Raw genomic sequence first — 25,406 nt, 5'->3', positions numbered from 1 at the left:
TTATGACACCAGATCAAAAGTTTGCCCGTTACGTAAAAATCTCTTTAGCGGGTTTTATTGTTTTATTTTTATATTTTGTGATTGCCGATTTGTATATGCCTGTTACACCGCAGGCCCGAGTGTATCACCCTGTCGTGCAAGTGACCCCGCAGGTAAGTGGTCGCGTAACCGACGTATTAGTGACCAATAATCAAGCTGTCGAAAAACAGCAAGCCTTGTTTAAGATTAACGATGAGCCTTTTGAGCTTGCCGTGCAACAAGCTGAACTTGCATATGATGATGCAAAACTACAAAACCAACGTTTAGATAGTAGTGTGAAAGCAATAGAAGCACAGCTAGCGGCTGCTCAAGCTAAGCTACATGAGCAAACGTTGCTGTTTGAACGCGGTGAGTCGCTATTGAAAAAGCGTTCTATTTCAGATCAAGAGTACGAAACAATCAATGCGAACTATCAATCAAGCAAAGCCAATGTGGCTGCAATTGAAGCCCAGCTTAGCGAGGCTAAATTAGCTCGCGGTAAAATAGGTGATGACAATTTAGCGCTTCGCCATGCTCAAAACCAGCTTGAACAAGCGAAACTAAATCTGTCGTACACCACTGTGACAGCCGATACCGACGGTAAAACAGCAAACTTACAAGTAACACCGGGTACTTATGCTAATAAGGGCCAGCCGTTAATGGCGATTGTTGCTAATAAAGCTGATTTAGTGGCTGATTTTCGTGAAAAGTCTTTAGTTCATGTACAAATTGGTAGTACTGCAAAAGTCAGCTTTGATGCGCTACCGGGCAAAGTGTTTACTGGCAAAATTATTAGTTTTGAAGCGGGTGTGAGTGATGGTCAGCTTAATGCTAACGGTTTACTCAGTGCTACTGAAAGCAGCAACCGTTGGGTACGAGATGCACAGCGTCAACGTATCCATATTCAGCTAGATGAACACCAGATGCTGGCAAAATTTCCAAGTGGTGCGCGTGCAACTGTGCAACTACTGCCTGACTCTAGCATCGGTAGCTGGTTTGCGAGCATGCAAATCCGTTTAATCAGTGTTCTGCACTTCATATATTAAGACAGGGTGAGTTATGTCAGTATTGCAACTCGATGGTAATGGCTTACGTCAAGCGCTGCGCATTGCTACGGGCTCAGCATTAGGGTTTTCACTGGCAAAATTGATGAACTGGCCGAATGGCATCTTTTTCACTGTTTACCCTATGCTACTGCTCGGTTTAGTGCCTGTGCTTAACATGCATATTATTCGTCAGTTTTACGCAGGCGCTGTGTTCAGTGCGCTATTCGTATTGGTTGTACAAGGATTGTTTGCACACTTGCCTGTTGTAATGACAATGATGAGCTTTATAGCCTTTGCCTTTTTGTTTTATCAAATGAGCCGTGGTGCTAACTTTCTATTTGGCGCCACAACCGTGGTGAGCTTGTCGATTCAATTGCATTTTTCGACCTACACCGGCGGTGGTGTCAGTATTTATCCGCTGATCATTAGTAACGCTGTTGCCGTTGTGGTTACTGTGCTGTTTTCGATGCTAATGCATGGTTTATTCCCTGATGTTGCACCACGCCAAGGTCGGGTAATGCCAGAGAAAGCAAAAGAAAGTGTGCGCCATGAAGTCTTACTTTGTTCAACCGTAGCGACTTTATCATTTGTTGTATTTCAGGTATTTGATTTACAAGATTCTATCTCTGCTCAAGCGGCCTCGGTACTGATATTGTTTTCATTGTGCTGGAAAGCGGCAGGTATGGCTGCATGGCAGCGCGCGATAGGCACCTTAATTGGTTGTAACTTAGCGTTAGTGGCACAGTTATTTTTGTATAACCATACAGATATTTTGATATTTCCTGCGTTAATTCTGTGGATTTTGACCTTTATCTTTAGTCGTTATCACATAATTGGTGGCGGTATTCCGGGTGTTGGCTTTGGTATTATCACCACATTTGGTATTTTGTTTGGCCAGTCATTAGGGCCGGGGCAAGATCTGGTTTACAGTGCGCTCTATCGTTTTTCGTCGGTGTCTGTGGCCATACTATTGAGCTTATGTGCGGTGTATATAATGCATCACATCTTAAATCGCTTTGCAATGACTAGGCATCACACGTTTGATTAAAGATTAAAAAAGGGAGTTAATCAGAACTCCCTTTTTTATTGTTATTTGGTTCGAAAATCGTGGGTAAAGACTTAAGTAAATCGTCTTGTTTTTTTACGACACTCTGTACACACGTTTTTGAGGCGACATCTGCAACCCAAGCGCCCCATTGTGAACTGCCCGGCTCTTCTCCTGGGGTTGCCCACCATCTGGCTTTATAAAGAATTTCGTTATAACAGGTTTCACTACCTTGCGGATACGCGCTTCCGGCTTGCCATGAATCTACAGCAAAACTCGACATAGGCAAAGCTGACAGCGTTATCATTGCAGCGGCAACAATGCGTGATTTCTGGCCCATACCCGGCTCCTTAATTAGCAGTGAAATTGTATTACTATTATAGACGCAGCAGGATTAACCATCAATTAACTTTGTTAACAAGTTACACTTCTTTACAGTTCTGCTTATTTTTGACACGTTCTTCTGATGTGAAAGTTAGAATTTTACATTTTTTCTTAATGCTTTTGTTTGTCCTCTTTTTGTTTTAGAGTCCATGCGCTTTCTCTGAGAACTTTTACTTGGTTTTGTTGCTCTTCGTTTCTTTTGTATTTGTGTTGCATTAATGATTAATTCTTTCAAACGATTAAGCGCATCTTCTTTGTTCATTTCTTGCGTGCGATGACTTTGCGACTTTATGACAATAACGCCCTCTTTTGTAATTCGAGAATCATTTAAATTAAGTAAACGTTGTTTGTAAAAGTCAGGTAACTTTGAGCGATTAATATCAAAACGAAGATGAATAGCTGTAGCTACTTTATTGACGTTCTGCCCGCCTGCGCCTTGCGAGCGGATCGCACTAAAGTCGAGTTCCCATTCATCAATTGTGACGGTATTAGAAATAATTAACATCAGGTTCAGTTAGCTATGGTAAAAAAGGTATTGTAACATTTGTAATTGGCTAAACATAATAGCTCGACTATTTGCGCCGGTTGCTAACCATTTTGAAAGAAAGGAGATCACGATGAAAGCACTATTTATTTCTATGAGCCTACTTGCGATGAGTTTTTCTAGCTTCGCAGAAGATATTTCTGAAAATCAGCTACAGCGTTACATTAAAGCCCTTCCTGCAGTCGTTAATTGGTCACAAAGCCAATCTGAGTTAGATACTGTAAACCTTGGTGGTATGCTAGGTAGTTCTGATGGTGTTGACAGTTCGTCAGTTATGGATGCGCTGGGTCACATCAAAAAGCATGAGCTTTATACTGAGTTCGAAGCCCTTACCAAACAATATGGTTTCACGCCAGAGCAGTTAGTTACTGTTGGCTCAGAGGTATCAATGGCGTATTTAGAAAACCTTAAAGCGGGTATGTCAGAAGAGAACAAGCAACGTGTAAACCAAGCAATGAGTGGTTTACAAAGCCTTACGGCATCATCATCTGATGCGGGTACTCGCTCAATGGCAGGTGCTTTAGAAGGTGTTAAAGCAAGTACTGCAACAGCAGATGTTAGCGAAAGTAACGTTAACTTAGTTAAGCAGTATATGCCGCAGTTAAAAGAACTGTTCGCAATGTTGCAGTAACAGCACTATCAAATAAAGAAAGCGGCGAGTGAGCCGCTTTTTTTATGCTTACTTGAATACCATAGCGTTTTTTAGATGCTGCTTTTGTTGTGCAGTTGGTAAAAATCCAGTTTGTACAAATTCATTAAGGCTTGGGTGACGTTCAAAGTACAAAATATCTAGGGCAAAACGATTCATACCGTACACGCCCCGATGGATCATATTTGCCGAAAATATGAGTAAGTCACCTTTTTTGAGTGCTACACTTTTACCACGAGTTAGTGAGTCACTATTTCGAGCGCCCTGCTGTTCTAATCTAACTGTTAACTCTTCATCAGAATCCCAGTTTTTATGACTGCCTGGTATTAGTTCTATTCCCGGTTCATCTTCAAAAGCAACGCGGCAATGTAACACTTCAGGGCCGCTAAGAGCGGCCTTTTGCGCATCAAGCTCTAAGTGATACTGCATATCGCGATGCCAATAATTTGCCTGTTTAGGGTTGTAAGGGTTAAAGAATAGTTGAGTATTCATAAACTGGGGCTCAGCAACAATGCCCTTAACCTGTTTCAATAGTGTGTTGGCGCTGACAAACTCAAAAAGAGTAAACTTTTCCTCAATACTTAAACATGCAGCACCAGTCAAACCTGAGCTATTAATCCCTCTGGATTGGTAAAAAGATTGGTTTTCTTGCAACCAGTGATGATGAAATTTATTGAGAATTGCCCTTACCTTGCTAAGCTCACTCTCTGTGTAAAGGCCCTTTACATGGTAGTAGCCGTTTTCAGCAAAAAAGTTATTTTCCATTTTTTACCTTGCTAAAATTGCACGTATTTTACTACTAAGCTCAGGCAATACTTGTTGCTCAAACCACGGATTTTTCTTTAGCCAGATATTATTGCGAGGGCTTGGGTGAGGAAGTGGCAAGTAATTTGGCCAATATTCACGCCACGATTTTACTAACTCAGTTAAGGGTAGCTGCTTAGTGTGGGGTAAATGATATGCCTGCGCGTACTTACCTAAGATAATGGTGAGCTCAATATTATTTAGTTGCGCTAAGAGCTTTTCACGCCATGCAATCGCGCACTCTTTTCTTGGCGGTAAATCACCTGATTTTCCTTTGCCCGGGTAACAAAAGCCCATCGGCAAGATAGCAAAATTGCGCTCATCGTAAAACTCATCGCTTGTTACACCAAGCCAAGAACGAAGCCTTTGCCCGCTTGCATCATTAAAAGGTTTGCCACTTTCATGTACTTTAATTCCCGGTGCTTGACCAGCAATTAAAATGCGAGCCTGTGGATTAAACTGAATAACGGGCCGCGCTCCGAGTGGTAAATGAGGTTCGCAGATCACGCATTTACTAACTTGTTCTAATAATGATTGAGTACTCATAAGTTAGTAAAAAGATGATCTATGCTTGCTTTGACCAAACTGCTAACTCATTACCACTTGGCTCTGTGAAGTGAAAACGACAGCCTCCAGGAAAATCAAACAAGGACTTAATAATTGTGCCGCCGTGTTTTTCTACCTGTGCTTGAGTCTCTTTAATATTATTTGAATAAAGCACCAGTAGCGCGCCGCCATTATTGGTTAAGCTAGTTAATGGGGCTTGATAAAAACCGCCATCAAGGCCCGCTGATTCAGCGCTAAAGGCCGTGTATTCAGGGCCATAGTCGGTAAATTGCCACTTAAAAACCTGATGAAAAAATGCCTTTGTTGCGGCTAAATCTTTAGCAGCAAATTCAACATAATTTAAGCTATGGTGGTTCGACATGGTGTGCTCCTAATTTAAACTATTCTCAAGCGCCATAGCGCAATGAAGTGTTGTACTATCAAGTAATGGAACAGATGTATCTGATTGTTGAACTAACAGCGCTATTTCGGTGCAACCAAGAATAATGGCTTCAGCACCTTGCTGAGTTAGATCATCAATAATGGTTAAATACTCAGCTTTAGATTCTGGGCTGATGATGCCTTTACATAGTTCATCATAAATCACACGATGCACTGTTTCACGCCCCTGTGTATCAGGAATTAACACATCTATGGCGAATTTATCAGCTAGGCGTTGCTTGTAAAAGTCTTGTTCCATAGTGAACTGGGTGCCCAACAAAGCCACTTTTTTAAAGTTATGTTGGATCAGGTTTTCACCAACTGCATCTGCAATGTGTAACAAAGGAATTGTAACAGTTGCTTGTACTTGCTCAGCGAGTTTATGCATTGTGTTGGTACAAATTAATAAATAATCAGCGCCAGCGGCTTCAACTTGCTTAGCGGCTTTAATCAGTATCTCGGCCATCTGTGGCCAATCTTGTTGCTGTTGAAGCACAGCTATTTCGGCAAAATCGAGGCTAACGAGTACTATCTTGGCACTATGCAGCCCCCCAAGTTTGTTTTTAACACCTTGATTTAAAAGCTGGTAGTAACTTTGTGTAGACTCCCAACTCATGCCACCGATTAAGCCTATTGTTTTCATTGCAGCTCCCTTTTTATTTACTTAACACCATATGATATTGCACAGAACAAAGCTAGCAGATCATTATTTTACTAACAGATCGATTTAGTTGGTTATGTTTCATTATTTAATACGTGCATGCAAATGATAACTACTATCTTTTCTGTTTGTCGACGATATAATACGGGGTTTTCTTCTCGTGTTATTTTTTAAGGGATTATCATGCATTCTCAATCATTAGATGCAGTGACAACCAATCGCCCTAAAAATACAGCTAAAAAGCGCTCTGTAAGCCTATCTTATCGTGTTGCTGTGTTTTTGCGTTTCGTTGCAGCCATCATTGGTGGTTACGCCTTTACCAGTGTGCTTATTTCATTATTAGCTGTGTTATTACCACTTAATAAACTCGACAGCGTGCTGTTAACCACGACTCTATCGGTATTTTTTTACTGTTGTGTGTTTATTTGGGTGTTTGCAGTTAAGTCTTTAAAGACGGTTTGGATCACTATTTTACTAACAACTGGTGGGCAATTGCTGGCCCTTTCATTGATTAAGGATTGGTTATGAAAGAGAGCTTTTTCCGCTCAATGACTTGGCTTCATACCTGGGTTGGCTTGCTGGTATGCTGGTTACTGTTCTTAATCTTTTTTGCTGGCACCATCAGTTTTTTTAAAGATGAAATCACTATTTGGGCCAAGCCTGAAACGCACCATGTGCAGCATCAAGCACAACGGGTTCAGTCTCAAGCCGAGCAAATTAATTATGTGTTTGCGCAATTACAGCAACAGGCACCTAATTCATTATCTTGGCGGATAAACTTACCTGAGCCACGTAACCCTGTTTTAAGCTATGGGTATGCAGAGCCTAAACAGCCAGGCCAGCGCCGAGCACCTTTCAACTATACACATCTAGACCCTAATACCTTAGAGCAATTACCCGAACCTCGGGAAACTAAGGGGGGTAACTTTTTCTATCGCTTACACTTTGATTTACATTACATAGATGTATTTACTGCACGGATAATTGTTTGTTTAGCCTCATTATTTATGTTGGTAGCGCTTATAACAGGCATCGTGATCCACAAACGTATTTTTAAAGATATGTTTAGCTTTAGAGCAAACAAAGGCAGCCGAAGCTGGCTCGATGTACACAATGTTTCGTCAGTGCTGGCACTGCCATTTCATATCATGATCACCTACACGGGGATTATCACGCTGATATTTATGCTGTTCCCCTACCCTGCCGAGACTGTATATGAAAATGGCTTAAGGCAAATGTTTGAAGAGGCATTGCCGATTAACAAACGTGCCAAGCCCAGTGAAGAACAACGCCCTATGGTGGCAATCAAAGATGTATTAGATCAGATTTATACTAAGTCACCGAATGCCGACATTAGCTACGTGTTTGTTAGAAATGCCAATACAGCGACCTCACAAATAGTGGTTTATTTGGCAACTGGCAAAGAGGTTGTAGATAACGGACCACGCTACTTATTTAGTGGTGTAACAGGTGAGCTTGAAGCGAGTTCTGGGGAAGATTGGAGCGCTTCGGCGCAGTTTTATGACTCAATGACGGCATTGCATAGCGGTCGTTTAGCCGAGCCGTTGCTGCGTTGGTTGTATTTTTTCTGTGGCGTAGCTGGCTGTGCAATGATAGCTACAGGCTGCATCATGTGGGCAAGGCGTTTACACGAGAGGCTCAAAGCAGAGCAAAAACCAAGCTTTGGGCTTAAGCTCGTTGAGACACTAAATTTAGCCACCCTGATGGGTTTACCAATTGCAACCGCAGCGTTCTTCATTGCTAATCGACTGTTACCTTTAGAGTTAGCTGGGCGTGCCGATAAAGAAATACTCGTGTTTTTCTTAGCTTGGCTGGCGATGTTAGTTGTTGCTGTGTTCGGCCGAGAAAAACATCATTGGCGCTATTGCGCATGGCTTAACGCTGCTGCTTGCTTATTAGTACCTGTGGTAAATGCGCTGACAACAGATGGTAATTGGATCACGTATTTACTAACTCAGCAGTGGGCCTTATTCGGTATTGATAGTGCGTTTATTTGTGCTGGGCTGCTGTTTTTACTACAAAGCAAAAAAAAACCTAGCTATAAAACCGCTACAAATAAGACTAAATTAAATAAAAACAGGCTGTTAAAGGAGCAACAAGGATGATGGAGTTACTGCAATTTAGTCTCTGCTTTTTTGGGTTTAATTGTTTTGCTCTTGCAAAATTCAATCACTTTCGTGATGTATTTAAAAAGAAATTAACCGAAAAACAGCGAAGTAGCTTTTTATTCAGCGGCTGGATCAGTATTTTACTAAGTTTAGTGCTTTGCGTGCTGTCAGATGCTGGGTACGGCGCATTGCTATTTTGCGGTTATATGGCTTTAAGTGTACTTATGCTCATGATTTTATACAGTTTTACTGTTTCATGGGTGAAGCATGTTAGTGTATTAACTATGTCTGTTTTGCTGTTAAGTGGCTTTTCGGTGATGATTTTCTAGTTTAGTTAGTAAAAAGCTGATCTGATACCAACTTGCAATAATGCTTAATTAAGTAAAAAAAATGGGTAGGCAATGCCTACCCAAGCAGGGGATTAAATTGGGGGATCACATGTTGTTTCAAATTAACGACGCTAAGTTTGCCTAGTATCCATTACAGTTGTGTTGCACATTCGTGATAGTTTAAAGACAGTTGTAAAGCCCCTTTACAAGCTCTCATGGTCAACATAAATAAGCTCGTCTGTTTTAAAACCATATTGTTTTGCTGTGTTTATAAAGTCCTGCATTTGCTGTTCTGTAACGTTAGGAGTGCGCGACAAAAACCATAAATACTCTTTGTTATAGCCAGTAATATAAGCGTATTGATAGTCTTGCTTATCTAATTCAAACACTACATATGAGCTATAGAATGGCCCAAAGAATGATACCTCTAGGTGACCTATGTCTTGTTGCTCTGCAAACTTCGCTTTACCTTCAGCTTGCTGCCATTCTTTATCTTCAGCGCTGTAACCTTTATTGATAACTTTTACACTGCCATCAGGATTAATTGAGTATTCGGCGGTAATGCCCTCAAGGCCGCGTTCAAATGAATGATCTAAACGTGCAATTTCGTACCAGGTCCCTGTGTATTTGTTTAACTCAAAATTATCGACGGGTTTGATGTTGTCTGGCACGCCTGTACACGCAGATAAAATGGCTGTGATACATAAAACCCCGATTAACTTTAATGATGTTTGCACGTTTTTACTCCCTTTAAAAATTAAACAAATTAATACGTTAATAGCACTAATTTAGTTCAATTACGGTAAACTATTAATGTCTAAAATTAAAGATTGAGAACAGCATGAAGATTTGGGTTGATGCAGACGCCTGCCCCGTCGTTATTAAAGAAATATTATTTCGTGCCGCAGAGCGCACGCAAACCTTTACCACATTAGTGGCGAACCATGCGATGCGAGTACCCCCTTCAAAGTATATTAGCCGTTTACAGGTATCTTCTGGTTTTGATATTGCCGACAACGAAATCGTTAAACGTATTGAGCCGAATGATTTGGTGATCACCGGTGATATTCCTTTGGCTGCAGAAGTTATCGAAAAAGGCGCACAAGCGCTTAATCCGCGCGGTGAGTTATATACGACCGAAAATATTCGCTCACGTTTAAACGTTCGTGATTTTATGGAAACAATGCGCTCAAGTGGCGTTGAAATGGCCGGTGGCCCTCCGCCGTTAAGCCAAGCTGATCGCCAAAACTTTGCAAATAACTTAGACAGAATCCTCGCTAAAAAGTCATGAGTATCGATAATAGTGGGCCACTGCAAGGTTTTGGTGATGAGGCGTTTAAAGTCGCTGTTTATTTAGAAAAGCGCCCGCCGATGCCTGCTTGGCAACAACTTGACCATTTACATGCAATGCAACCCGGCCAAATAAACGAAATAAACCAAGCATGTGGCAATGGTTGGCGCAAAGTTTTTAATGTGTATGGCAAAGTACTTTTTGCACTACCAAGTGAATATTATGATTTTGCTAAAAGAGCGGCTGATTGGCAGAGCTTTCGCGATGGACAACTACTGCAAGTACATAGCCAAACTGCATTACTGTTTAGCCCACCGATATTAGGCAAACCAGAGCAATTACATATAATTGCAGGGCGAACCCATGCTAAGCAGCTTATAAATGACGGGTTTTTGGATTGCCAATTAATATGGCTTGATGATGAATTTGCTATTAGTAAATCAGGTAAAGTGATTGTTTGCCCATATTTTGATTACCGCCAGTTGAGCAACATTAAAATTGCACGACTTAGCCAGCTAGTTGCAGATATTTTTTCTTAGTTTCTGGTTTATTGCGTTATTGAGTTAGCAAACTAAGCTTTAAATACTGTAAAACTTAATAGTAATCTAGATGAAAATACTGGTCGTTGACGATATGCCACTTATGCGCCATGTGTTGATAAACATGTTGCGTAGGCTTGAATATAAGGATATAACGGAGGCGACTGATGGTGCTCAAGCGTTTGATTTACTCGAAAAACACAGCTTTGATCTGGTGATTACTGATTTGCATATGCCGAAAATGGATGGCAAATGTTTGCTTAATCATATTCGCGAAAACCCAGTCCTAAGTGATTTACCTGTATTGATGGTAACCTGCGAAGACAGTAAACAAACAGTAAGCGAGATGATCACAGCAAAAGTGAACGGTTTTATTATTAAGCCTTTTTGTTTAAATACACTGCAAAAGCAGTTAAGTCGAATTGTTAAATCAGAATAACCTGCAACAACTGGAGTTAAGAGCGATGTTTAAGCATTTAACAATAGTGAGTTTATTCACTGCCAGCATTGCCATGGCGAGTGCTGAACAATTGACTTTATATACCGAAGTATTCCCTCCCTATAACTTTGTACAGCACAATCAACTCACCGGCATTAACACCAAAATCATGGAATCTTTGTGTGAAAGAGCCAAGTTGAGCTGTACGTTTAGTGTATTGCCTTGGAAGCGTGCAATGTCACTAACACTCGCCCAACCCAATGCTGGAATTTATTCTACTTCACGCACCGCAAAGCGAGAAACTCAATTTTACTGGGTTGGACCTTTGGTATCTGGGCATTCATGTTTATACCGTTTAAATAACCGTAACGACATTAAAGTAACGAGTACACAGTCGTTGCAAAACTACACCATTGGCGTATCTCGTGGTGATGTTTATCAAACAGTTCTTGCTGATTTTAACCTTGCTGAAGGCCAGCAATTTTTAACTTACTCAAAAAAGTTCGAAGAGCTTAAAATGTTTAAGCAAGGCAAGCATGACTTGCTGATTGGCTCCTCTCTCACTCTTTCATCACAGTTGATGAATGTAGGTATGAGCCCAGACCAAGTCACGCCGGTATTTGAGTTAAAGCATCCTGCCTTAGTGGGTAATTACTTAGCACTTAACAAAAACACATCGCCAGAGGTGGTAACTAAGCTGCAACACGCCCTCGATACCATGAAGGAAGAAAACCTGATTGACTCTCTTGTTGATCAGTTTGTAGCAGAGGATATGCACTCTCACGGCGAAACATTGACAGTTGCACAGCAGTGCTTAAATGGTTCTGCTATTTACTAAATTGGAGTGGTTTTAGGTAAGTTAGCCGCTGTTTTTCTTATATTTGAAGTCAATCGTGATTTTTCGCGCTAGAACGCAAAGCCATTGCCTCATCTTTAATTGCTTTTTATAGTGATAAAAATAACAAAAAGGGCAAAAAATTATGAAACCAACTCCACTATTTAAAAGCTTAGTGCTAGCAGTATGCTTAGGCGCAACAGGCGCCTCTCAAGCTTACGATCGAATCACAGGCCATAACTTTGCTAGTCGTTCTGAAGTCATCGCACAATCAGGTATGGTTGCAACATCACAGCCGTTGGCTACGCAAGTGGGCTTACAAGTATTAAAAGACGGTGGTAATGCCATTGATGCAGCTATTGCGGCAAATGCAGTGCTTGGTCTGGTTGAACCGACTGGGTGTGGAATTGGTGGCGATTTATTTGCCATTGTTTGGGATAACAAAAGCAAGCAACTTTACGGTTTAAATGCCTCTGGTCGTTCACCACAAAGCTTGTCTTTTGATACTTTAAAAGCACAAGGTGACTACATTCCTGCTTATGGGCCATTGCCTGTGTCGGTACCTGGTGCAGTAGATGGTTGGTTTGAGTTACATAAAAAGTTTGGCAAAACACCAATGAAAGCCTTACTCCAACCTGCTATCGACTACGCTGAAAATGGCTTCCCTGTGTCTGAACTGATTGCTTATTACATGCAAAAAAGTGTGGCTGCACGAGGTAAATATCCAGGCTTTAAAGATGTTTATATGCCTGATGGGGCAATGCCAGAAAAAGGGGAAATCTTTAAGAACACTGCCCTTGCAAACACCTATCGTAAAATTGCCAAAGGCGGCCGCGATGCCTTTTACAAAGGCGATATTGCTAAAGAAATTGGTCGCTATATGAAAGAAAACGGCGGCTACTTATCGTATGAAGATTTAGCTGCCCACCATAGTGAATGGGTTAAGCCTGTGAGCGCCGATTATAGAGGATATACGCTTTGGGAATTGCCACCAAATGGCCAAGGTATTGCTGCACAGCAAATTCTGAATATTCTTGAAGGTTACGATATCAAAGCAATGGGTTTTGATAGCCCTGAATACGTACACACCTTTGTTGAAGCGAAAAAACTCGCGTTTGCAGATCGTGCAAAGTATTACGCCGATCCAGCATTTAACACCATTCCCGTACAAACACTTATTTCGCAGCAATATGCTGACCAAAGACGCAAACTGATAGACCCTAACAAAGCTGCAAAACGTGACCACGCAGGCCCAGTAGAAGGCGATACTATTTATATGACGTCCGCCGACAAAGACGGCAACATGGTTTCGCTTATTCAAAGTAATTACCGTGGCATGGGCTCAGGTATGACACCTGCAAAATTAGGTTTTGTATTGCAAAACCGTGGCGAAATGTTCGCCCTTAAAAAAGGCCACATGAACCAATATGAGCCAGGCAAACGACCATTCCATACAATCATTCCTGCGTTTGTTACCAAAGATGGTAAGCCATATATGAGTTATGGCGTAATGGGCGGCGCAACACAGCCACAAATGCACGCTCAAATACTTATCAACATGATTGATTTTGGCATGAACCTACAAGAAGCCGGTGATGCACCACGTATTCTGCACACAGGTTCATCGCAGCCGACAGGTGAGATCATGGAAGACGGTGGTTTTGTTAGCTTAGAATCAGGTTTTTCAATGGAAACCCGCCGTGAGTTAATGAAAAAAGGTCACACCTTACAAGATGCCGTTGGCCCATACGGTGGTTATCAAGCAATATTGAAAGACCCGAAAACCGGCGTTTATTACGGCGCATCAGAAACCCGTAAAGACGGACAGGCCGCTGGGTATTAGGTTCTCGGAAGTTAGCGAGTTTCAAGAGTAAAGTTAGCGAGTTAAAAGAGCTGTCAGCTATCAGCCGTCAGCTCTCAGACTCAAAACCATCAGCTAGCGAGTTTCAAGAGTAAAGAGTAAAGTTACATCGCGTAGGCGTGAAATTTATTTCGCGCGATGGTTTATGGCCCGTATGTTGGGTAGAGCGGAGCGAAACCCAACAAACTTAGGTAAAGTTAGCGAGTTACAAGGGGAAAGAGTAAAGGCGCTTTAAGCTGTAAGTCATAAGCTTTAAGTCGTTGATGCCTACTCGCTGCTGACATGGATTAGTTACCGTAGGCGTGAAATTTATTTCACGCGATGGTTAATAGCTCATAGGTTGGATAGAGCGAAGCGAAACCCAACAAGCTAGCGAGTTTCAAGAGTAAAGTTAGCGAGTTAAAAGAGCTGTCAGCTATCAGCCGTCAGCTCTCAGACTCAAAAACATCAGCTAGCGAGTTTTGAGGTAGCAGCGATTTTACATCGCGTAGGCGTGAAATTTATTTCGCGCGATGCTTCATAGCTCGCTAACTTCCAACCACATACCCTGCAAATATGATAAAAATCAGCGCTGAGCCATTTTTCTTTCTGAACATCTTTAGTATCAATAAAAACTTACAGTTAGCAATGCATTACCTTCTTTGGTAATAATAGATTTATTAAGTATATGAGCGTGATATCAGCTGAAATACGCGCGAAGCGCACAATAAAATTGTTAGGTGGCTAAGAGTGTCATATGAACAACCTAGACTATTGGATTCCAAACTGTTCTCCTTACATATCGAGAATGCTCTATGACATCGATAACCGAACTTTTACGATTGAATTTGTAAATAACGTGAATGACTTCAAGCCATTGTTGAAATTTGTCTGTAAATCCGTTCTTTCATATTCTGAAAATACAGTGGATGAAGACTACGATGACGACCTAATAAATGGTGTTATAGACATTGCTTGGAATGAAATTGATAAAACTCTAGTAGTGTTAACTGATAAAAAGGAAATGATACTCAAGCTTGGACAAGCACCCATTTGTGAAAACGTCACGTAACAAACTTATAAACACTCGTTGCCTGTTATGCGGGGATATAAGTTTCTAGAGTAGGAGTGAATTAAGTGCCTGAAGAAGCAATTATGCTTGCGGAAAAATTACTGAAAAGCGATGAAAATTACTTAGATAACGTAATTGCACTTTGGCGCATTGGAAATCAAAAATATGGTCAGTGCTGGGACTCTGAATTTCACATCTTTGGTGAAATTGAATCTGAAACAGACCATCTGCCTATAAATCATGTTAGATCGAAGTGTTCAGATGAGTTTTTGGCCAAAGCTGACAAAGAATTAGAAGAAACTATCGAATATTATCGGGCTAATGTTGTTAAAGCTTGCAACATCATTATCGGTAGTAAAAACCTATAACAAGCGCATGAAAGGATGTCTTAAGCTTGGCTTGAGCTCCTTCGTCGCAAATTTTAGCCAAGGGTTTTGTGATGCTTAACACGGCGTTATGTCATGAAGAATAGTATCCTAATTTTACTTTTGCTGTTGAGTGTAAGCTGGGCTTGCAATGCGACAATTGATATAGAATATCGAATAACAGAAGTAGCAAATAGCAAGTCAAGTTACGGTCTTAGCGTAAGAGCTACGGCTAGTGATCCTAAACAATTAGTTCCATATTGGCATCGGAAAGCTAAAGAGATATGTGGCTCAAAAAACTATAAAAATTCGCAGTTATTAAAAAAGGAAACTCAATGTGGAGATGCACTAAGAGTTAATAGAAACGGACAAAAATGCGAAGTTATTCCAGCCTCAGTATTTGGCACACTCCGATGTGAAAGCATATAACTAACTGTTTAATAGTGAACAAAATTCAGTTGGCTGATTTGGCTCCGCTCCAGTTCATAACCAAAAAATTTGCATATTAACAGGGGTTAGGTGCGGATGGCTAAACGTTTGAGTTTTTTATTATTTTTGTTTCTTCCTCGATTGGTTTGCGCTTGTATGTTACCGAATCAAGGTGAAGAGTATGATTCGTTAATTAAACTTGAAAAGTTAGAGAGTGAAAACAGTTATCGTATCTCGATTCCTCGAGTTATTGAAAACTCTAGTGGTTGGCCAACTGTAACGTTGATCTATACTTCTCATGATTTAGACAAAGATTGTAAAGAAAAAATTCTTAGTGATGGAACTCAACTGTTATGTCTTCCTCAAGAAGAAAATCGTGAAGAATTAACTCTAAATAGCACTTGGAAAAAGGCAATTGACTGGCTATCAAATAATAATTTGTACGAAGGAGAGATTCAAATCATGGAGCAAGAAAACTATTCCGTCGAAATTTCTGTAATGTGGGAAACCGAATTGTGTTTAACATTTGGGCGCAAAGCAATTGCCGAATAGTAAGCATGCCTAATAAACGCATTAATTAATGAACGTCTTAAGCTTGGTTGGCGCTCATTCTTAACTAATTATAGCCAAGCTTAATATGGCCCATATTGCGACGTTATATTTTTTGGAGGTAGGGTATGAAAGTTATCTCTGCAAAATTAAATATTGAACCTTTTCACTCTCTTAATAAAAAAGATATAAAACGTATTTTTTCTTTGGTTCCTGAAGAGTGGAAAATGGCTATCGATCAGGTTGTTTTGAGCTCCGAGTTGTTCGAAAACTCTCGCTTTGATCGACCAGTAATTCATAGTTCAATAAGTCGCAGGTTAAACGTACTTTCTCGTGGTCTAACCAAACGACGCATGGTAAAAGAAGTATTACGTGAGCTGGCATTAAATGGAGGTGTAGCACAATCAGGCTTCGCAAACCATGTATGTAAAGCTGAATTAGCCAAACTGGATGAAACAGTTGAGCCATTTGTTTTAGCTTTTTTTGAAGACGAAATATAACAAACAAATGTGCCGTTCACTGTGTTCCCAAGAACATAAACACCTGGGCTCAGTCTTTTAGCTCCGTATTTTAGCCAGGCTTTAAAGTGGCCCCTCTTGAGGCTTTGGTAGCGAATTACTAGAGTAAAGTTAGCAATGTATTACGTTATTTGTTTATAGTAGATTTACTAAATACATTAGCGTGACGTCGCTAGAAATATGCGAGATGCATACATTGTAAAATTTTTGTCTGCTATGAGGAAGTCTCTATCAGTTACTCCGAAAAAGCACTTATTGAATGTTGCAATTTGATTGCGGAAGACTTAGGTGTTCCAAAGCCAAAACCAAACGACGTAGTAGATAAATTAACGGAAATTCTGATTAACCGGGAAAGCTATATTTGCATGGAAAAAGGCATTATAACTCAAGACGAATTAGCTATTCTTGTGTTTCAACACTTCTATAGCTTGGTAAATAGGGAGTTAGCTTCTGCCTATTCAATAACCGGCTCAAAAGGTGTTGAAATACATGCCAAAATTAAACGAGCACTTTTACAAAATGCATATAACAAACGTATGAATTCGTTACCTTCGACCACTCGGACAAAAACACGGCGCTGCTTCGCAATTATAGCGCAGCACCTTCTCCCTTTATGGGGGAGTAGGCATACTCTATGATGCAGATTAATAAAAATAGAATCGAGATAAATGGAAATATTGTTGAATTGCCATACTCAATTTTGGAAGCCAAGGAATTAGACCAGAGCATTTTAGTTATTTTCGACTACATGGAGTTTTCCCAAGATTCCGTAGCACAAAATTTCCAATGTATAAATCTAGATGGCTCTGTTTTATGGGTAGCAGAAAACCCCACAACTCAGAGTTCAGATGCTTATGTTAATTTTACAAGTATAGACTTAAACGATAATCAGGTTGTCGTAAATAATTTTGCAGGCTATACATGCACAATAGACCTAGCTGATGGTAAGTTACTAAAAGGTGTGTTTTCAAAGTAGCGCCTAACAAGAAGCTTGAAATAGATACGAACGCTTGGCTTGCGCTCGTTGATCACTAATTTTAGCCCATATTTTCACCCGCAAATCGGGTGTTACATGCAAAGGATATTCATGCTCAGATTCTTAGTTTTAAGTTCTCTTTTAGTAACCTCAATTTATTCCACAGAGGTTCAAGCTGACTGCGATATCTCTGGTATTTGGAAACATTCAACTAAGCCAGCAAAATTGCTAGTCGACTTAAGTAAAGGCGAAATCTCTGTTCATTCTCATGATAACAATGTTAAAGCAGTCGGGTTAGTAGTTTTAAAAGGCCTTAAGTCTGGTTTAAATTCAGCAAATTGGGATGCAAAAATGTATAGTGCAGCTCAAGATTCATTTGTCGATGTTCAAATAATATCTGAAGGTTGTAATCAATTAAGTGTTAACTTTAACGGTGAGGAGGTTTTAGCGCTTGCCAGATAAAAGTATGTTCAAAAAGTTAATGCAACGTGTTGAGACTAAACTAGCTATTAAAAACTCAATTAGCGTAAAAGTTAAAATTACGTATAAGATCATAGCTTCATTACTTTTTTGCGTTGCTTGCCTAACTTACGAAGATAATTCTATCGTATTCATTGCTTCAATAGTTGGGTTAATTGGAGTATGGATTTATCTCCAAATACTTTATTACTTATCCACAGATAAAGATTAAAGTACATATTAAAGCTCATTAATTAATGGATGTCTAAAGCCTGGCTAACGCTCCTTCACCGCTAATTTTAGCCAAGGATTTTGTGCTGCTTAACACGGCGTTATATGTCAGGAAGAACAGTTTCCAAATTTTACTTATGCTGTTTATGTGTCAGGAGTTGTTGATTGCTAGAGTTTATTTCTGAAATTGGGAGCAGTTTTAAGTGGGTCTTTTCTATCGTCGTCATATCAGCAAAGAGTTCTCATTGAGTATTCAAAGTGTGGCGCAGTATGGAAGGTTTTTGACATTATTATGAGTGTCGTGTTTATGGGCTTAGAAATACTTCTAGTTTTTTATTTAACTAGGCAACTTTAGGCATTGTCATATAACAAACTACTTAAACCGCTTGCGGGTTCGTTGGGGCAGTAACACATGTTTAGCCAAGCTTAAAAGTAGCCCCTACTGGAGCTTGGTAGCTAAGGAAAGTAAGGCATTGAAATGACCTACAAAGAATTTTATTACAGTATTGATTGCAAGTTTCCTTACCATCAAGAATGGGAGTGGAAGCAAATTATTGATCAATCAATTGAAATAGGTGAAGACGCGCCTTTTCTAGTGCTTCACGAAATATGCAGAGTTCCTGCCTCGGAGAAACTAGATCAAGCAAAGCATATGGAAATATATAAATATTGGAAGCAATCGTTTGCCAGCCCAGTGCAGGACATCGTTGAAGCTGCTTCTCTTTCATACATCAACAAAACTGAGGTCTCAGACTCAGAAGCACTGGGTATAATGGAAGAACTTTCAGCGTTTCCAAAATCCTATAATGCGCTTCAAGTTGTCTTGTTTTCTTGTCCAGATGATAATGAGTTGGTCGAAAAAAAATATGAAAGCATTGTAGCTCAGTGGAAATCGGCTACTTAACAAGTAACTCAAAAGGACACAAAACCGCTGGCTTGTGTCTCTTCATCGCCAATTATAGCCAGCTATTTTTTGCTTCTTAGTTGAGCGTTAGGTAACAGGAAATGGGAACTGAAATACTTGTATTGACTTACTTAACGACTCCATTGATATTTGTGATCAATATAGCCTTGTTGTTTAAAGGCAAATTCCCCAATTCAAAAGCTCTAGTGCTATTGCTTCTAAATGTTGTTTTCATGGGCTATTTTATCGTGCCAGGACTATTCAGTGAGCACTTTATCCAAGCCTACTTCGTAGGTGGCTTTTTTCTCATTCCATTTCAAATTATAGCGGTATTAGTTGCTAAACTATTAAGCTGTAAAATCAGCAAGTTAAAAGAGTTAAATAACATAAATCGCGCGAAATAAATTTCACGCCTACGCGATGTAACTTTACTCTTTCCCTTTGAAACTCGCTAACTTGTTGGGTTTCGCTGAGCTCTACCCAACCTACAAGCCATCGCGCGAAATAAATTTCACTCCTACGTGTTGTAGCTTTACTCTTTCCCCTCGTAGCTCGCTAACTTGTTGGTTTCAATCTGAGAGCTGACGGCTGAAAGCTGACAGCCCTCTTAGCTCGCTAACTTGTTGGGTTTCGCTCTGCTCTAGCTAACTTACAAAACATCGTGCGAAATAAATTTCGCGCCTACGCGATGTGACTTTACTTTTTCCACTTGTAGCTCGCTAACTTTCCCCTTTCCCCTTGAAACTCGCTAACTTGTTGGTTTCAACCTGAGAGCTGACGGCTGAAAGCTCACAGCTCTAGTTACTCCTAACTCCCAACCACATACCCTGCAAAACCAAGTACTTTAAAATACTGTTTTGGAGTGCTGAAGCGGGTTTCATTCATTAACTCTGCAAAACGAATTCGGTCTAATGGGTAAAACTCGTGCTCTAGGTTGTGGCGCATGCGTTCTACGCCGACTTCGGTTAAACCTAACTGTGTACACAGCTGTAGTTGAGATTCGCGCTCAAAAGTGGTTTCTGGGCGCATTAAATCGGCAATGTATAAGTCGCTCGATTTTTTAAGTTTGCTGTGGATCGCTTTTAACAGCGCTTTTTTATCGCCGTTATCTTCAACAAAGTGCATTACCAGTAAACACAGTGCGGCGTCACATTGAGTGTCGATGTCGTTGATATCGCCGCAGTGTACTGTTACGCGATCGCTGATGTTATGCTGGCCAAACTGTTGCTCGGCAATATCGAGCATGTCTTGTGAAATATCTTGAGCAATAAATTGCCAGTCTGGTTTTAGCGCCGCTAATTCGATGATTTCTTTACCAGTTCCGGCACCAACCACTAAAATGCACGCATCATCGCTCAGCGTGGTTGCTAATTGGGCTGCGGTTGCTTGATGTAATAGCTCATAACCTGGAACTAGGCGCAAAATGCGTTCGTCGTAGTGATTTGCTTCTTCGTGATTAAAAGTTGGCATGCTAATCCTTTAAATAACTGAGATGGTCGAATAACCACCTGGTTTTTTCGCTACATGCACTTGCGTGGCAACGCGTTCGGTCATTTCTGATACGTGAGAAATAACCCCTACTTTGCGGCCTTGTGCTTGTAGTGAATCAAGAGCATCCATCGCGATGCTTAACGTTTCACTGTCCAACGTACCAAACCCTTCGTCGATAAACAAAGAGTTTATTTGCACTTTATTCGACGACAACGAAGCAAGCCCTAATGCCAGTGCTAACGACACTAAAAATGACTCACCGCCCGATAATGTATTAACAGAGCGCTGCTCATCGGCCATGTCTTTATCGATAATAGCGATATCGAGCGTTTGCCCTATGGCTGTTAATTTGTAGCGTTTATTTAGCGTCTGTAAGTGACTATTCGCGTAGTGCAGCAGTATTTTTAAGGTTTGCGTTTGCGCTAAATTACGCATGGTTTTACCGCTGGCATCCCCGAGCACCTTATTGAGTAAATGCCAGTGCTCATAGCTTTTTTGCTGTTCAACCAATTGCTTTTGCTTATCAGCCAGCGCTTCGCTATTTTGTTGATGGGTTTTAAGCTCAGTTGCAACTTGCAATAGTGCATTATTCGCTTGTACTTGTTGTTCTGTGGCTTGATTAAGCTGTAATTGCAGCTCATCTTCACCGAAAGCTGGCTTGTCTTTTTGGTGCTGAGCCAGCGCCTGCTGTCGTTGTTTTAAAAGAGCCTCTGCGTCTTTTAAGCTATTCTCTGCGGTGTGGTAATCTGCCAGAGTTTGTTTTATTTCAGCGGGGTTTATCGTTAATAGCTGACTAACGGCTTGCTCATCCAAGCTTGGGTGCTGCGCTTTAAAATCGTTAAACCACAGGCTAAAACGATCATTAAGCACTGCTTGCTCAGCGGTGAGCTCTTTTTCACGCTCGTCAATATTGGCGATTTGAATGGCTTGTTCGTCACGCGCCTTCACCGCATTACTATGGTTTGTCTGGGCAAATTGCAGTGCCTGCTGCGCTGAATCTATCGCCTTTTCAAGCTCTGCAATAAACTCATCTACCGATATTGCTGCGTCACTAAATAAGCCCTCGCGCTTTGATTTTATCTGCGTGAGTTCGTTTTGAGTTTGGCTTAGTTGCTCGTTGCACTGAGTTAAAGAGGTATGTGCTTCGTTAAGCTGCGGCGTTACATGTGCAAGGTGCTGCTCAATGGCTTTTAAGCTAGTTTTAAGCTCATCTGCCGTTTGCAGCGAAGCTTGATAAGCTTCAACGTGTTCTGCAATGTTCTCTAAAGAAATGCTTTGTGTATTGAGTGCCTGCCACCAAGGTGCACTAGTGAACTGTTGATTCAGTGTCGTATAAAGCTGCTGATGCTCATCATTGAGCTCGTTTAAACGTGTTTGCTGATTATTCAGCTGTTGCTGTAATTCGTTTAACTGCTGCTCTTTGCTATGTAGCGTTTGCCCTTGCTGATTATACTCAGCTTGCTTAGCCGCAAGCGTGTTTTGCAGCTGCTGTTGCTGCTCGAGGGTTTTGTAGTATTGCTGTTTTTGCAAGCTGAGCTGTTGTTGACGCTCGTTTAACTGATCTTCGGTTAAATCATTTAGCTCCGTACGATTAGCTGCCATGGTTTCTTTGAGGCTCTGTTGTTGAGCGCTCAGTTCTGAGATTTGCCCAGTTAACGAGCTTATCTGTTGGCAGCATGCCGCCAGCTCATTACTTTTAGCTTGCTGTAATGCTTGCTGAGCTTTTAAGTGCTGTTTGGCGTTAGTTAACTGGTTGGTAAAGTCGTTAATAAGTTGACTAAATTGCTCGTTAACCATTTCTTCATGCATAAAGGGGTGCTCTTTTGAGCCACATACAGCACAAGGCTCTCCTGCTTTTAAGGTGGCACGTAACTGGCTGACCCCTTCACTAGCTCTTATTTGCACTTGTTGTAAGCTTTGCTCACAAAGCGAAACCTGCTGCTGCGCTTGCTCTGCCCCTTGCTGAGCATCTTTTAATCCTGTTTGTAGTTGCTGCTCAGTTTGGCTTAATGTGTTTAGCTGGGTTTGCCAATTTTTTAACTGCTGATGATTAGTTTGCCATACTTGGCGCTTTTCAATCAGGTGTTTAATCGCCTCAAGCCCCGCATCAATATCCGCCATTGATTGAGTATTTAAACTCGATTTAAAGGCGGTATCTTGCTCATTTAGGCGCTTAATTTCTTGCTCAAGGGCTTGGTATTGAGTTTTACACTGCTGCGCGGCTGTTTGCTGCTCATCAATCTTAGGTTGAAGAGCTTTTATGTTTTGCTGTGATTGGCTAATTGTGTGCTGTTGCTGACTAAAGCGGCTTAACTCACTTTTATAGAATGACCAGTCTTTCGCTAATGGTTGCCATTGTGCATGCGTTTCTAAATAGCTATTTATTTGCGCTTGTTGATCGAGCTGTTTTTGCTGCTCTGCTTTATGGCTATTTAGTGTATTAGTCAGCTCTTGATGATGGTGCTTTGCTTTCTCTGCTTGTAATTTTTGCGCTGCTGCTTGCTGGTTTAATACGGCAAGTTGCTTATCTAACTCACGGGCCTGGCTAATAATAGGCTGCGCGGCTTTTTGTGCTTGCTTTGCTTGATTTAGTTGCGCGGTTTGCTTCTCAAGTGTTTGCTCAGCGTCTTTGATCAGTGTTTCATGGTCAACATTTAAAAGCTGCTCACGGTTTTTAATAAGTTGCCCATGTTGAGCAGCAATCGAAGTGACGCGTTCGCGGTTATCTTTTATTTCTAGGCATTGCTGGGCTTGTTTCGCTTCGGTGGCTTTTTCAGCAAGCGCGTGCATTTGTTGCTGTAACTCTTGCTTTGCTTGCTCTGCCTGGTTTAGCTGTTGTTGCTGCTGAGATGCTTGCTTGTACCACCCTTGGTACTGTTCAAATTGTTTTATTTGCTTTTGCAACTCAGCAAGCTTTGCCTCAAGCGCTTTCTGTTCTGCTTGTTTCGTTTCGACCTGTTCAGGGCTTAAAACCTGATAATTACTTAAACTTAACTTTAACTGCTCTAATGCTTGCAGCTGATCACGATGGCGTTCAAAAATTCGCTGACCAATACGGCTGAATTTATTGGTGCCTGTTAAGCATTCAAGTAGTTGCGCACGCTCATCCCCTGTTGCTTTTAAAAATGCCGCGAATTCATGTTGCGCAAGAAGTACTGCTCTTGAGAATTGCTCAAAGCTCAAACCAATAATACGCTCGATTTCTTTACCTGCAGCACTCCTATCAGCGATTAGGGTTTCATCAGGTAAAGAGTGCAGGCTATGTTGTGCAGGTTGTAACTTGCCATCGGCTTTATTACGCGCTCGGCTAAAGCTTAACCTTGCTCGGTACTGTTGTTTATCTTGGCCAATAAAGTCGACTTCGGCATAGCCCTGCCCTGCCCCGCGGCGTAATAAATTACGCGAATCATTGAGTTTTATATTGTCGCCGTTAAAGTCAATTTTATTGCCTGTATCGCCGCGTAACCTTGCGGTTTTATTATAAAGCGCTAAGCAAATGGCATCGAGTAATGTACTTTTACCGGCGCCAGTATCACCGGTGATGGCAAACAACCCTGCTTCTTTTAACGGTGAAGCGCTAAAGTCGACTTCGGCGTCTAAGATAGAGGCTAGTTGATGAACACGAATCGCTAAAATTTTCATAGTAGGTCCTCTGCATTCAACTCGTCGATGACTTGGCTTAGTAAGCTTTCTAATTCTTTTGGCACCGCCTGCCCTGCCATATCTTTATTGTTTGCAAATGCTTGCTCTAAAAGTGAATGTGGGTTTAGCGCTTCAATCTGCGATACATCTTCAAATAGGGTTTGTTCATCGTCTTGCTGGTTGCTTTGCTGACGTACTCTTTCAATGCCACAAAACTTAACCTGCTTACCTTCAAGGGCTTGTTCTATTTGTTCTCTGAAAGTGGTGTCAGTGTCGTGGGCGCTCAATTTAACCCGCAGATAGGGCGCTAAATCTTCATCTGTTAAATCGAGTTGTTTTATAAGCTCACATAGTTCGTTCAGTGGTACGCAGTCTTTTTCTGGTAGCAACATGACTTTACAAAAGCTAGGAATGTAAAGGGGGTTTACAGATGTACCTGAGTCACTAATCTCTACTATCACAACTTGATGCTGATAGCGTCTTTCAGAAAATGACATCGGCATTGGCGTGCCACTGTAGCGAATGGTCTCTTTCTTCGCGACAGTCTGAGCTTTATGAAGATGCCCTAGCGCGACATAATCAGGCTGATCAGTAAATATGCTTGCCGATATCGCATCTTCACCGCCAATGACTAAATTGCGTTCAGAATCAGATGAGATGTCTCCACCTTTTGCATGCAGGTGGCCCATGGCAATTAATGGCGCGCTTGGTAATTCGCTTGCTGCTTGCAATGCATCTTTGTAGGCAAGGGCAACTGCTTGGTTGTAACTTAACGGTTGCTCTTGTTGGCGGTTATAACTGCTTAAATCACTGCTACGTAAAAATGGCATAGCAACAACATTCGCATCGCCATTTTTTGTGCTGATTGGCAGGACCACTTCATGAGGAGCGTTGCTATCAAAGCGGCCAACAACATGGGTATCAAACTGAGCCAATAAAGGTTTTGCTGCCATAATACGATTTGCTGAATCGTGGTTGCCAGCAATAATCACTATGTGTAAGTCGGGGCAATGTTGCTTAGTGGTTTTAATAAATCGGTAGAGTTGGTTTTCTGCGCTGGCAGGTGGCGTTGCCGTATGATAAATGTCACCCGCAACCAGTAGTAAGTCGATCTGTTCTGACACAAGCGTATCGGTTAACCAAGCTAGAAATGCTTGATGCTCATCGAATCGGGAATGCTCGTAGAATTGTTGGCCTAAATGCCAATCAGATGTATGAAGGACTTTCATT

Annotated in this window: 29 protein-coding genes; 19 read left to right on the top strand and 10 right to left on the bottom strand. The window is 41.2% G+C overall.

The genetic code is table 11. The features are described 5' to 3' along the window. The first annotated feature begins 2 nt into the window (after positions 1-2). Both AADY36_RS18335 and AADY36_RS18330 read left to right on the top strand, forming a co-directional pair. A complete protein-coding gene (locus AADY36_RS18335) occupies positions 3-1,064 on the top strand; it encodes an HlyD family secretion protein (protein WP_055198901.1) in 1,062 nt (353 codons plus the stop codon). Positions 1,065-1,077: 13 nt separating this feature from the next. Next, entirely contained in the window at positions 1,078-2,112 is a 1,035-nt protein-coding gene (locus AADY36_RS18330) for a DUF2955 domain-containing protein (protein ID WP_054563125.1), read from the top strand. Positions 2,113-2,128: 16 nt separating this feature from the next. Here the strand turns inward: AADY36_RS18330 and AADY36_RS18325 are convergent, their stop codons facing one another. Beyond that, positions 2,129-2,449 carry a hypothetical protein gene (locus AADY36_RS18325; protein ID WP_054563126.1) on the bottom strand — a complete coding sequence of 107 codons (321 nt, stop codon included), beginning with the start codon at positions 2,447-2,449 and terminating at the stop codon, positions 2,129-2,131. A 135-nt stretch (positions 2,450-2,584) separates the two neighbouring features. Next, positions 2,585-2,998 (bottom strand): alternative ribosome rescue aminoacyl-tRNA hydrolase ArfB, encoded by a 414-nt coding sequence (gene arfB / locus AADY36_RS18320; protein ID WP_054563127.1) that lies wholly within the window; start codon positions 2,996-2,998, stop codon positions 2,585-2,587. Between the two features lie 112 nt (positions 2,999-3,110). Between arfB and AADY36_RS18315 the strand changes: the two genes are divergently transcribed. Continuing rightward, a complete protein-coding gene (locus AADY36_RS18315; RefSeq protein ID WP_054563128.1) occupies positions 3,111-3,668 on the top strand; it encodes a hypothetical protein in 558 nt (185 codons plus the stop codon). A gap of 48 nt (positions 3,669-3,716) precedes the next feature. On the opposite strand, the gene AADY36_RS18310 is transcribed toward AADY36_RS18315, so the two are convergent. Genes AADY36_RS18310 through AADY36_RS18295 form a run of 4 tightly spaced genes read right to left on the bottom strand, consistent with a single transcriptional unit; the run spans position 3,717 to position 6,120 of the window. Continuing rightward, entirely contained in the window at positions 3,717-4,451 is a 735-nt protein-coding gene (locus tag AADY36_RS18310) for a phytanoyl-CoA dioxygenase family protein (protein ID WP_342409430.1), read from the bottom strand. Between the two features lie 3 nt (positions 4,452-4,454). Continuing rightward, positions 4,455-5,036 carry a uracil-DNA glycosylase family protein gene (locus AADY36_RS18305; RefSeq protein ID WP_054563130.1) on the bottom strand — a complete coding sequence of 194 codons (582 nt, stop codon included), beginning with the start codon at positions 5,034-5,036 and terminating at the stop codon, positions 4,455-4,457. A gap of 19 nt (positions 5,037-5,055) precedes the next feature. After that, on the bottom strand, positions 5,056-5,418 hold the full coding sequence (locus tag AADY36_RS18300) for a VOC family protein (RefSeq protein WP_054563131.1): 363 nt from the start codon (positions 5,416-5,418) through the stop codon (positions 5,056-5,058). 9 nt (positions 5,419-5,427) lie between these two features. Then, positions 5,428-6,120, bottom strand: coding sequence for an aspartate/glutamate racemase family protein (locus AADY36_RS18295; RefSeq protein WP_054563132.1), 693 nt, complete (start codon positions 6,118-6,120; stop codon positions 5,428-5,430). Between the two features lie 201 nt (positions 6,121-6,321). Between AADY36_RS18295 and AADY36_RS18290 the strand changes: the two genes are divergently transcribed. The 3 genes from AADY36_RS18290 to AADY36_RS18280 are packed head-to-tail and all read left to right on the top strand — an operon-like array spanning position 6,322 to position 8,596. Beyond that, the gene (locus AADY36_RS18290; RefSeq protein WP_206004023.1) at positions 6,322-6,666 is read left to right on the top strand and encodes a hypothetical protein; all 345 of its coding nucleotides are present in this window, start codon (positions 6,322-6,324) and stop codon (positions 6,664-6,666) included. Then, a complete protein-coding gene (locus tag AADY36_RS18285; RefSeq protein ID WP_342409429.1) occupies positions 6,663-8,264 on the top strand; it encodes a PepSY-associated TM helix domain-containing protein in 1,602 nt (533 codons plus the stop codon). Before AADY36_RS18290 ends, AADY36_RS18285 begins: the two co-directional genes overlap by 4 nt. Further along, a complete protein-coding gene (locus AADY36_RS18280; RefSeq protein WP_287245942.1) occupies positions 8,261-8,596 on the top strand; it encodes a DUF3325 domain-containing protein in 336 nt (111 codons plus the stop codon). The genes AADY36_RS18285 and AADY36_RS18280 overlap by 4 nt, the downstream gene beginning before the upstream one ends. Positions 8,597-8,799: 203 nt before the next feature. Here the strand turns inward: AADY36_RS18280 and AADY36_RS18275 are convergent, their stop codons facing one another. Further along, positions 8,800-9,333 carry a lipocalin family protein gene (locus AADY36_RS18275; RefSeq protein ID WP_054563135.1) on the bottom strand — a complete coding sequence of 178 codons (534 nt, stop codon included), beginning with the start codon at positions 9,331-9,333 and terminating at the stop codon, positions 8,800-8,802. Positions 9,334-9,437: 104 nt separating this feature from the next. Between AADY36_RS18275 and AADY36_RS18270 the strand changes: the two genes are divergently transcribed. The 13 genes from AADY36_RS18270 to AADY36_RS18210 all read left to right on the top strand — a co-directional run bounded on the left by AADY36_RS18270 (position 9,438) and on the right by AADY36_RS18210 (position 19,043). Further along, the gene (locus tag AADY36_RS18270) at positions 9,438-9,887 is read left to right on the top strand and encodes a YaiI/YqxD family protein (RefSeq protein ID WP_054563136.1); all 450 of its coding nucleotides are present in this window, start codon (positions 9,438-9,440) and stop codon (positions 9,885-9,887) included. Continuing rightward, positions 9,884-10,426: a DUF6942 family protein gene (locus AADY36_RS18265; RefSeq protein WP_342409428.1), complete on the top strand. Its 543-nt coding sequence runs from the start codon at positions 9,884-9,886 to the stop codon at positions 10,424-10,426. The genes AADY36_RS18270 and AADY36_RS18265 overlap by 4 nt, the downstream gene beginning before the upstream one ends. A 70-nt stretch (positions 10,427-10,496) precedes the next feature. Continuing rightward, a complete protein-coding gene (locus AADY36_RS18260; protein WP_342409427.1) occupies positions 10,497-10,865 on the top strand; it encodes a response regulator in 369 nt (122 codons plus the stop codon). 25 nt (positions 10,866-10,890) lie between these two features. Next, on the top strand, positions 10,891-11,703 hold the full coding sequence (locus tag AADY36_RS18255) for a substrate-binding periplasmic protein (protein ID WP_342409426.1): 813 nt from the start codon (positions 10,891-10,893) through the stop codon (positions 11,701-11,703). A gap of 142 nt (positions 11,704-11,845) precedes the next feature. Next, complete coding sequence (gene ggt, locus AADY36_RS18250; protein ID WP_342409425.1) at positions 11,846-13,543, top strand: gamma-glutamyltransferase; 1,698 nt, start codon at positions 11,846-11,848, stop codon at positions 13,541-13,543. Between the two features lie 754 nt (positions 13,544-14,297). After that, positions 14,298-14,612, top strand: a complete 315-nt coding sequence (locus AADY36_RS18245) for a hypothetical protein (RefSeq protein ID WP_054563140.1) — start codon at positions 14,298-14,300, stop codon at positions 14,610-14,612. A gap of 65 nt (positions 14,613-14,677) precedes the next feature. Then, positions 14,678-14,980: a hypothetical protein gene (locus tag AADY36_RS18240; RefSeq protein WP_200907869.1), complete on the top strand. Its 303-nt coding sequence runs from the start codon at positions 14,678-14,680 to the stop codon at positions 14,978-14,980. 93 nt (positions 14,981-15,073) lie between these two features. Next, entirely contained in the window at positions 15,074-15,406 is a 333-nt protein-coding gene (locus tag AADY36_RS18235; RefSeq protein ID WP_054563141.1) for a hypothetical protein, read from the top strand. Positions 15,407-15,502: 96 nt separating this feature from the next. Beyond that, positions 15,503-15,958, top strand: coding sequence for a hypothetical protein (locus tag AADY36_RS18230; protein ID WP_152966972.1), 456 nt, complete (start codon positions 15,503-15,505; stop codon positions 15,956-15,958). 125 nt (positions 15,959-16,083) lie between these two features. Further along, positions 16,084-16,455 carry a hypothetical protein gene (locus AADY36_RS18225; protein WP_054563143.1) on the top strand — a complete coding sequence of 124 codons (372 nt, stop codon included), beginning with the start codon at positions 16,084-16,086 and terminating at the stop codon, positions 16,453-16,455. A gap of 652 nt (positions 16,456-17,107) precedes the next feature. Next, on the top strand, positions 17,108-17,449 hold the full coding sequence (locus tag AADY36_RS18220) for a hypothetical protein (RefSeq protein WP_342409424.1): 342 nt from the start codon (positions 17,108-17,110) through the stop codon (positions 17,447-17,449). A gap of 111 nt (positions 17,450-17,560) precedes the next feature. Next, on the top strand, positions 17,561-17,911 hold the full coding sequence (locus AADY36_RS18215; protein WP_342409423.1) for a hypothetical protein: 351 nt from the start codon (positions 17,561-17,563) through the stop codon (positions 17,909-17,911). A gap of 706 nt (positions 17,912-18,617) precedes the next feature. Beyond that, the gene (locus AADY36_RS18210) at positions 18,618-19,043 is read left to right on the top strand and encodes a hypothetical protein (protein WP_055021246.1); all 426 of its coding nucleotides are present in this window, start codon (positions 18,618-18,620) and stop codon (positions 19,041-19,043) included. 807 nt (positions 19,044-19,850) lie between these two features. Here the strand turns inward: AADY36_RS18210 and AADY36_RS18205 are convergent. The 3 genes from AADY36_RS18205 to AADY36_RS18195 are packed head-to-tail and all read right to left on the bottom strand — an operon-like array spanning position 19,851 to position 25,405. After that, positions 19,851-20,513: a class I SAM-dependent methyltransferase gene (locus AADY36_RS18205; protein WP_342409422.1), complete on the bottom strand. Its 663-nt coding sequence runs from the start codon at positions 20,511-20,513 to the stop codon at positions 19,851-19,853. A gap of 9 nt (positions 20,514-20,522) precedes the next feature. Next, positions 20,523-24,176: an SbcC/MukB-like Walker B domain-containing protein gene (locus AADY36_RS18200; protein WP_342409421.1), complete on the bottom strand. Its 3,654-nt coding sequence runs from the start codon at positions 24,174-24,176 to the stop codon at positions 20,523-20,525. Next, positions 24,173-25,405, bottom strand: a complete 1,233-nt coding sequence (locus AADY36_RS18195; RefSeq protein ID WP_054563149.1) for an exonuclease SbcCD subunit D C-terminal domain-containing protein — start codon at positions 25,403-25,405, stop codon at positions 24,173-24,175. Before AADY36_RS18195 ends, AADY36_RS18200 begins: the two co-directional genes overlap by 4 nt. Position 25,406: the final 1 nt, after the last annotated feature.

This window comes from Pseudoalteromonas sp. D15MCD-2 (assembly GCF_038562745.1).
GTDB lineage: Bacteria > Pseudomonadota > Gammaproteobacteria > Enterobacterales > Alteromonadaceae > Pseudoalteromonas.
The sequence above is the reverse complement of the archived record's forward strand: the minus strand, read 5'-3'. Positions and strand labels throughout refer to the sequence as shown.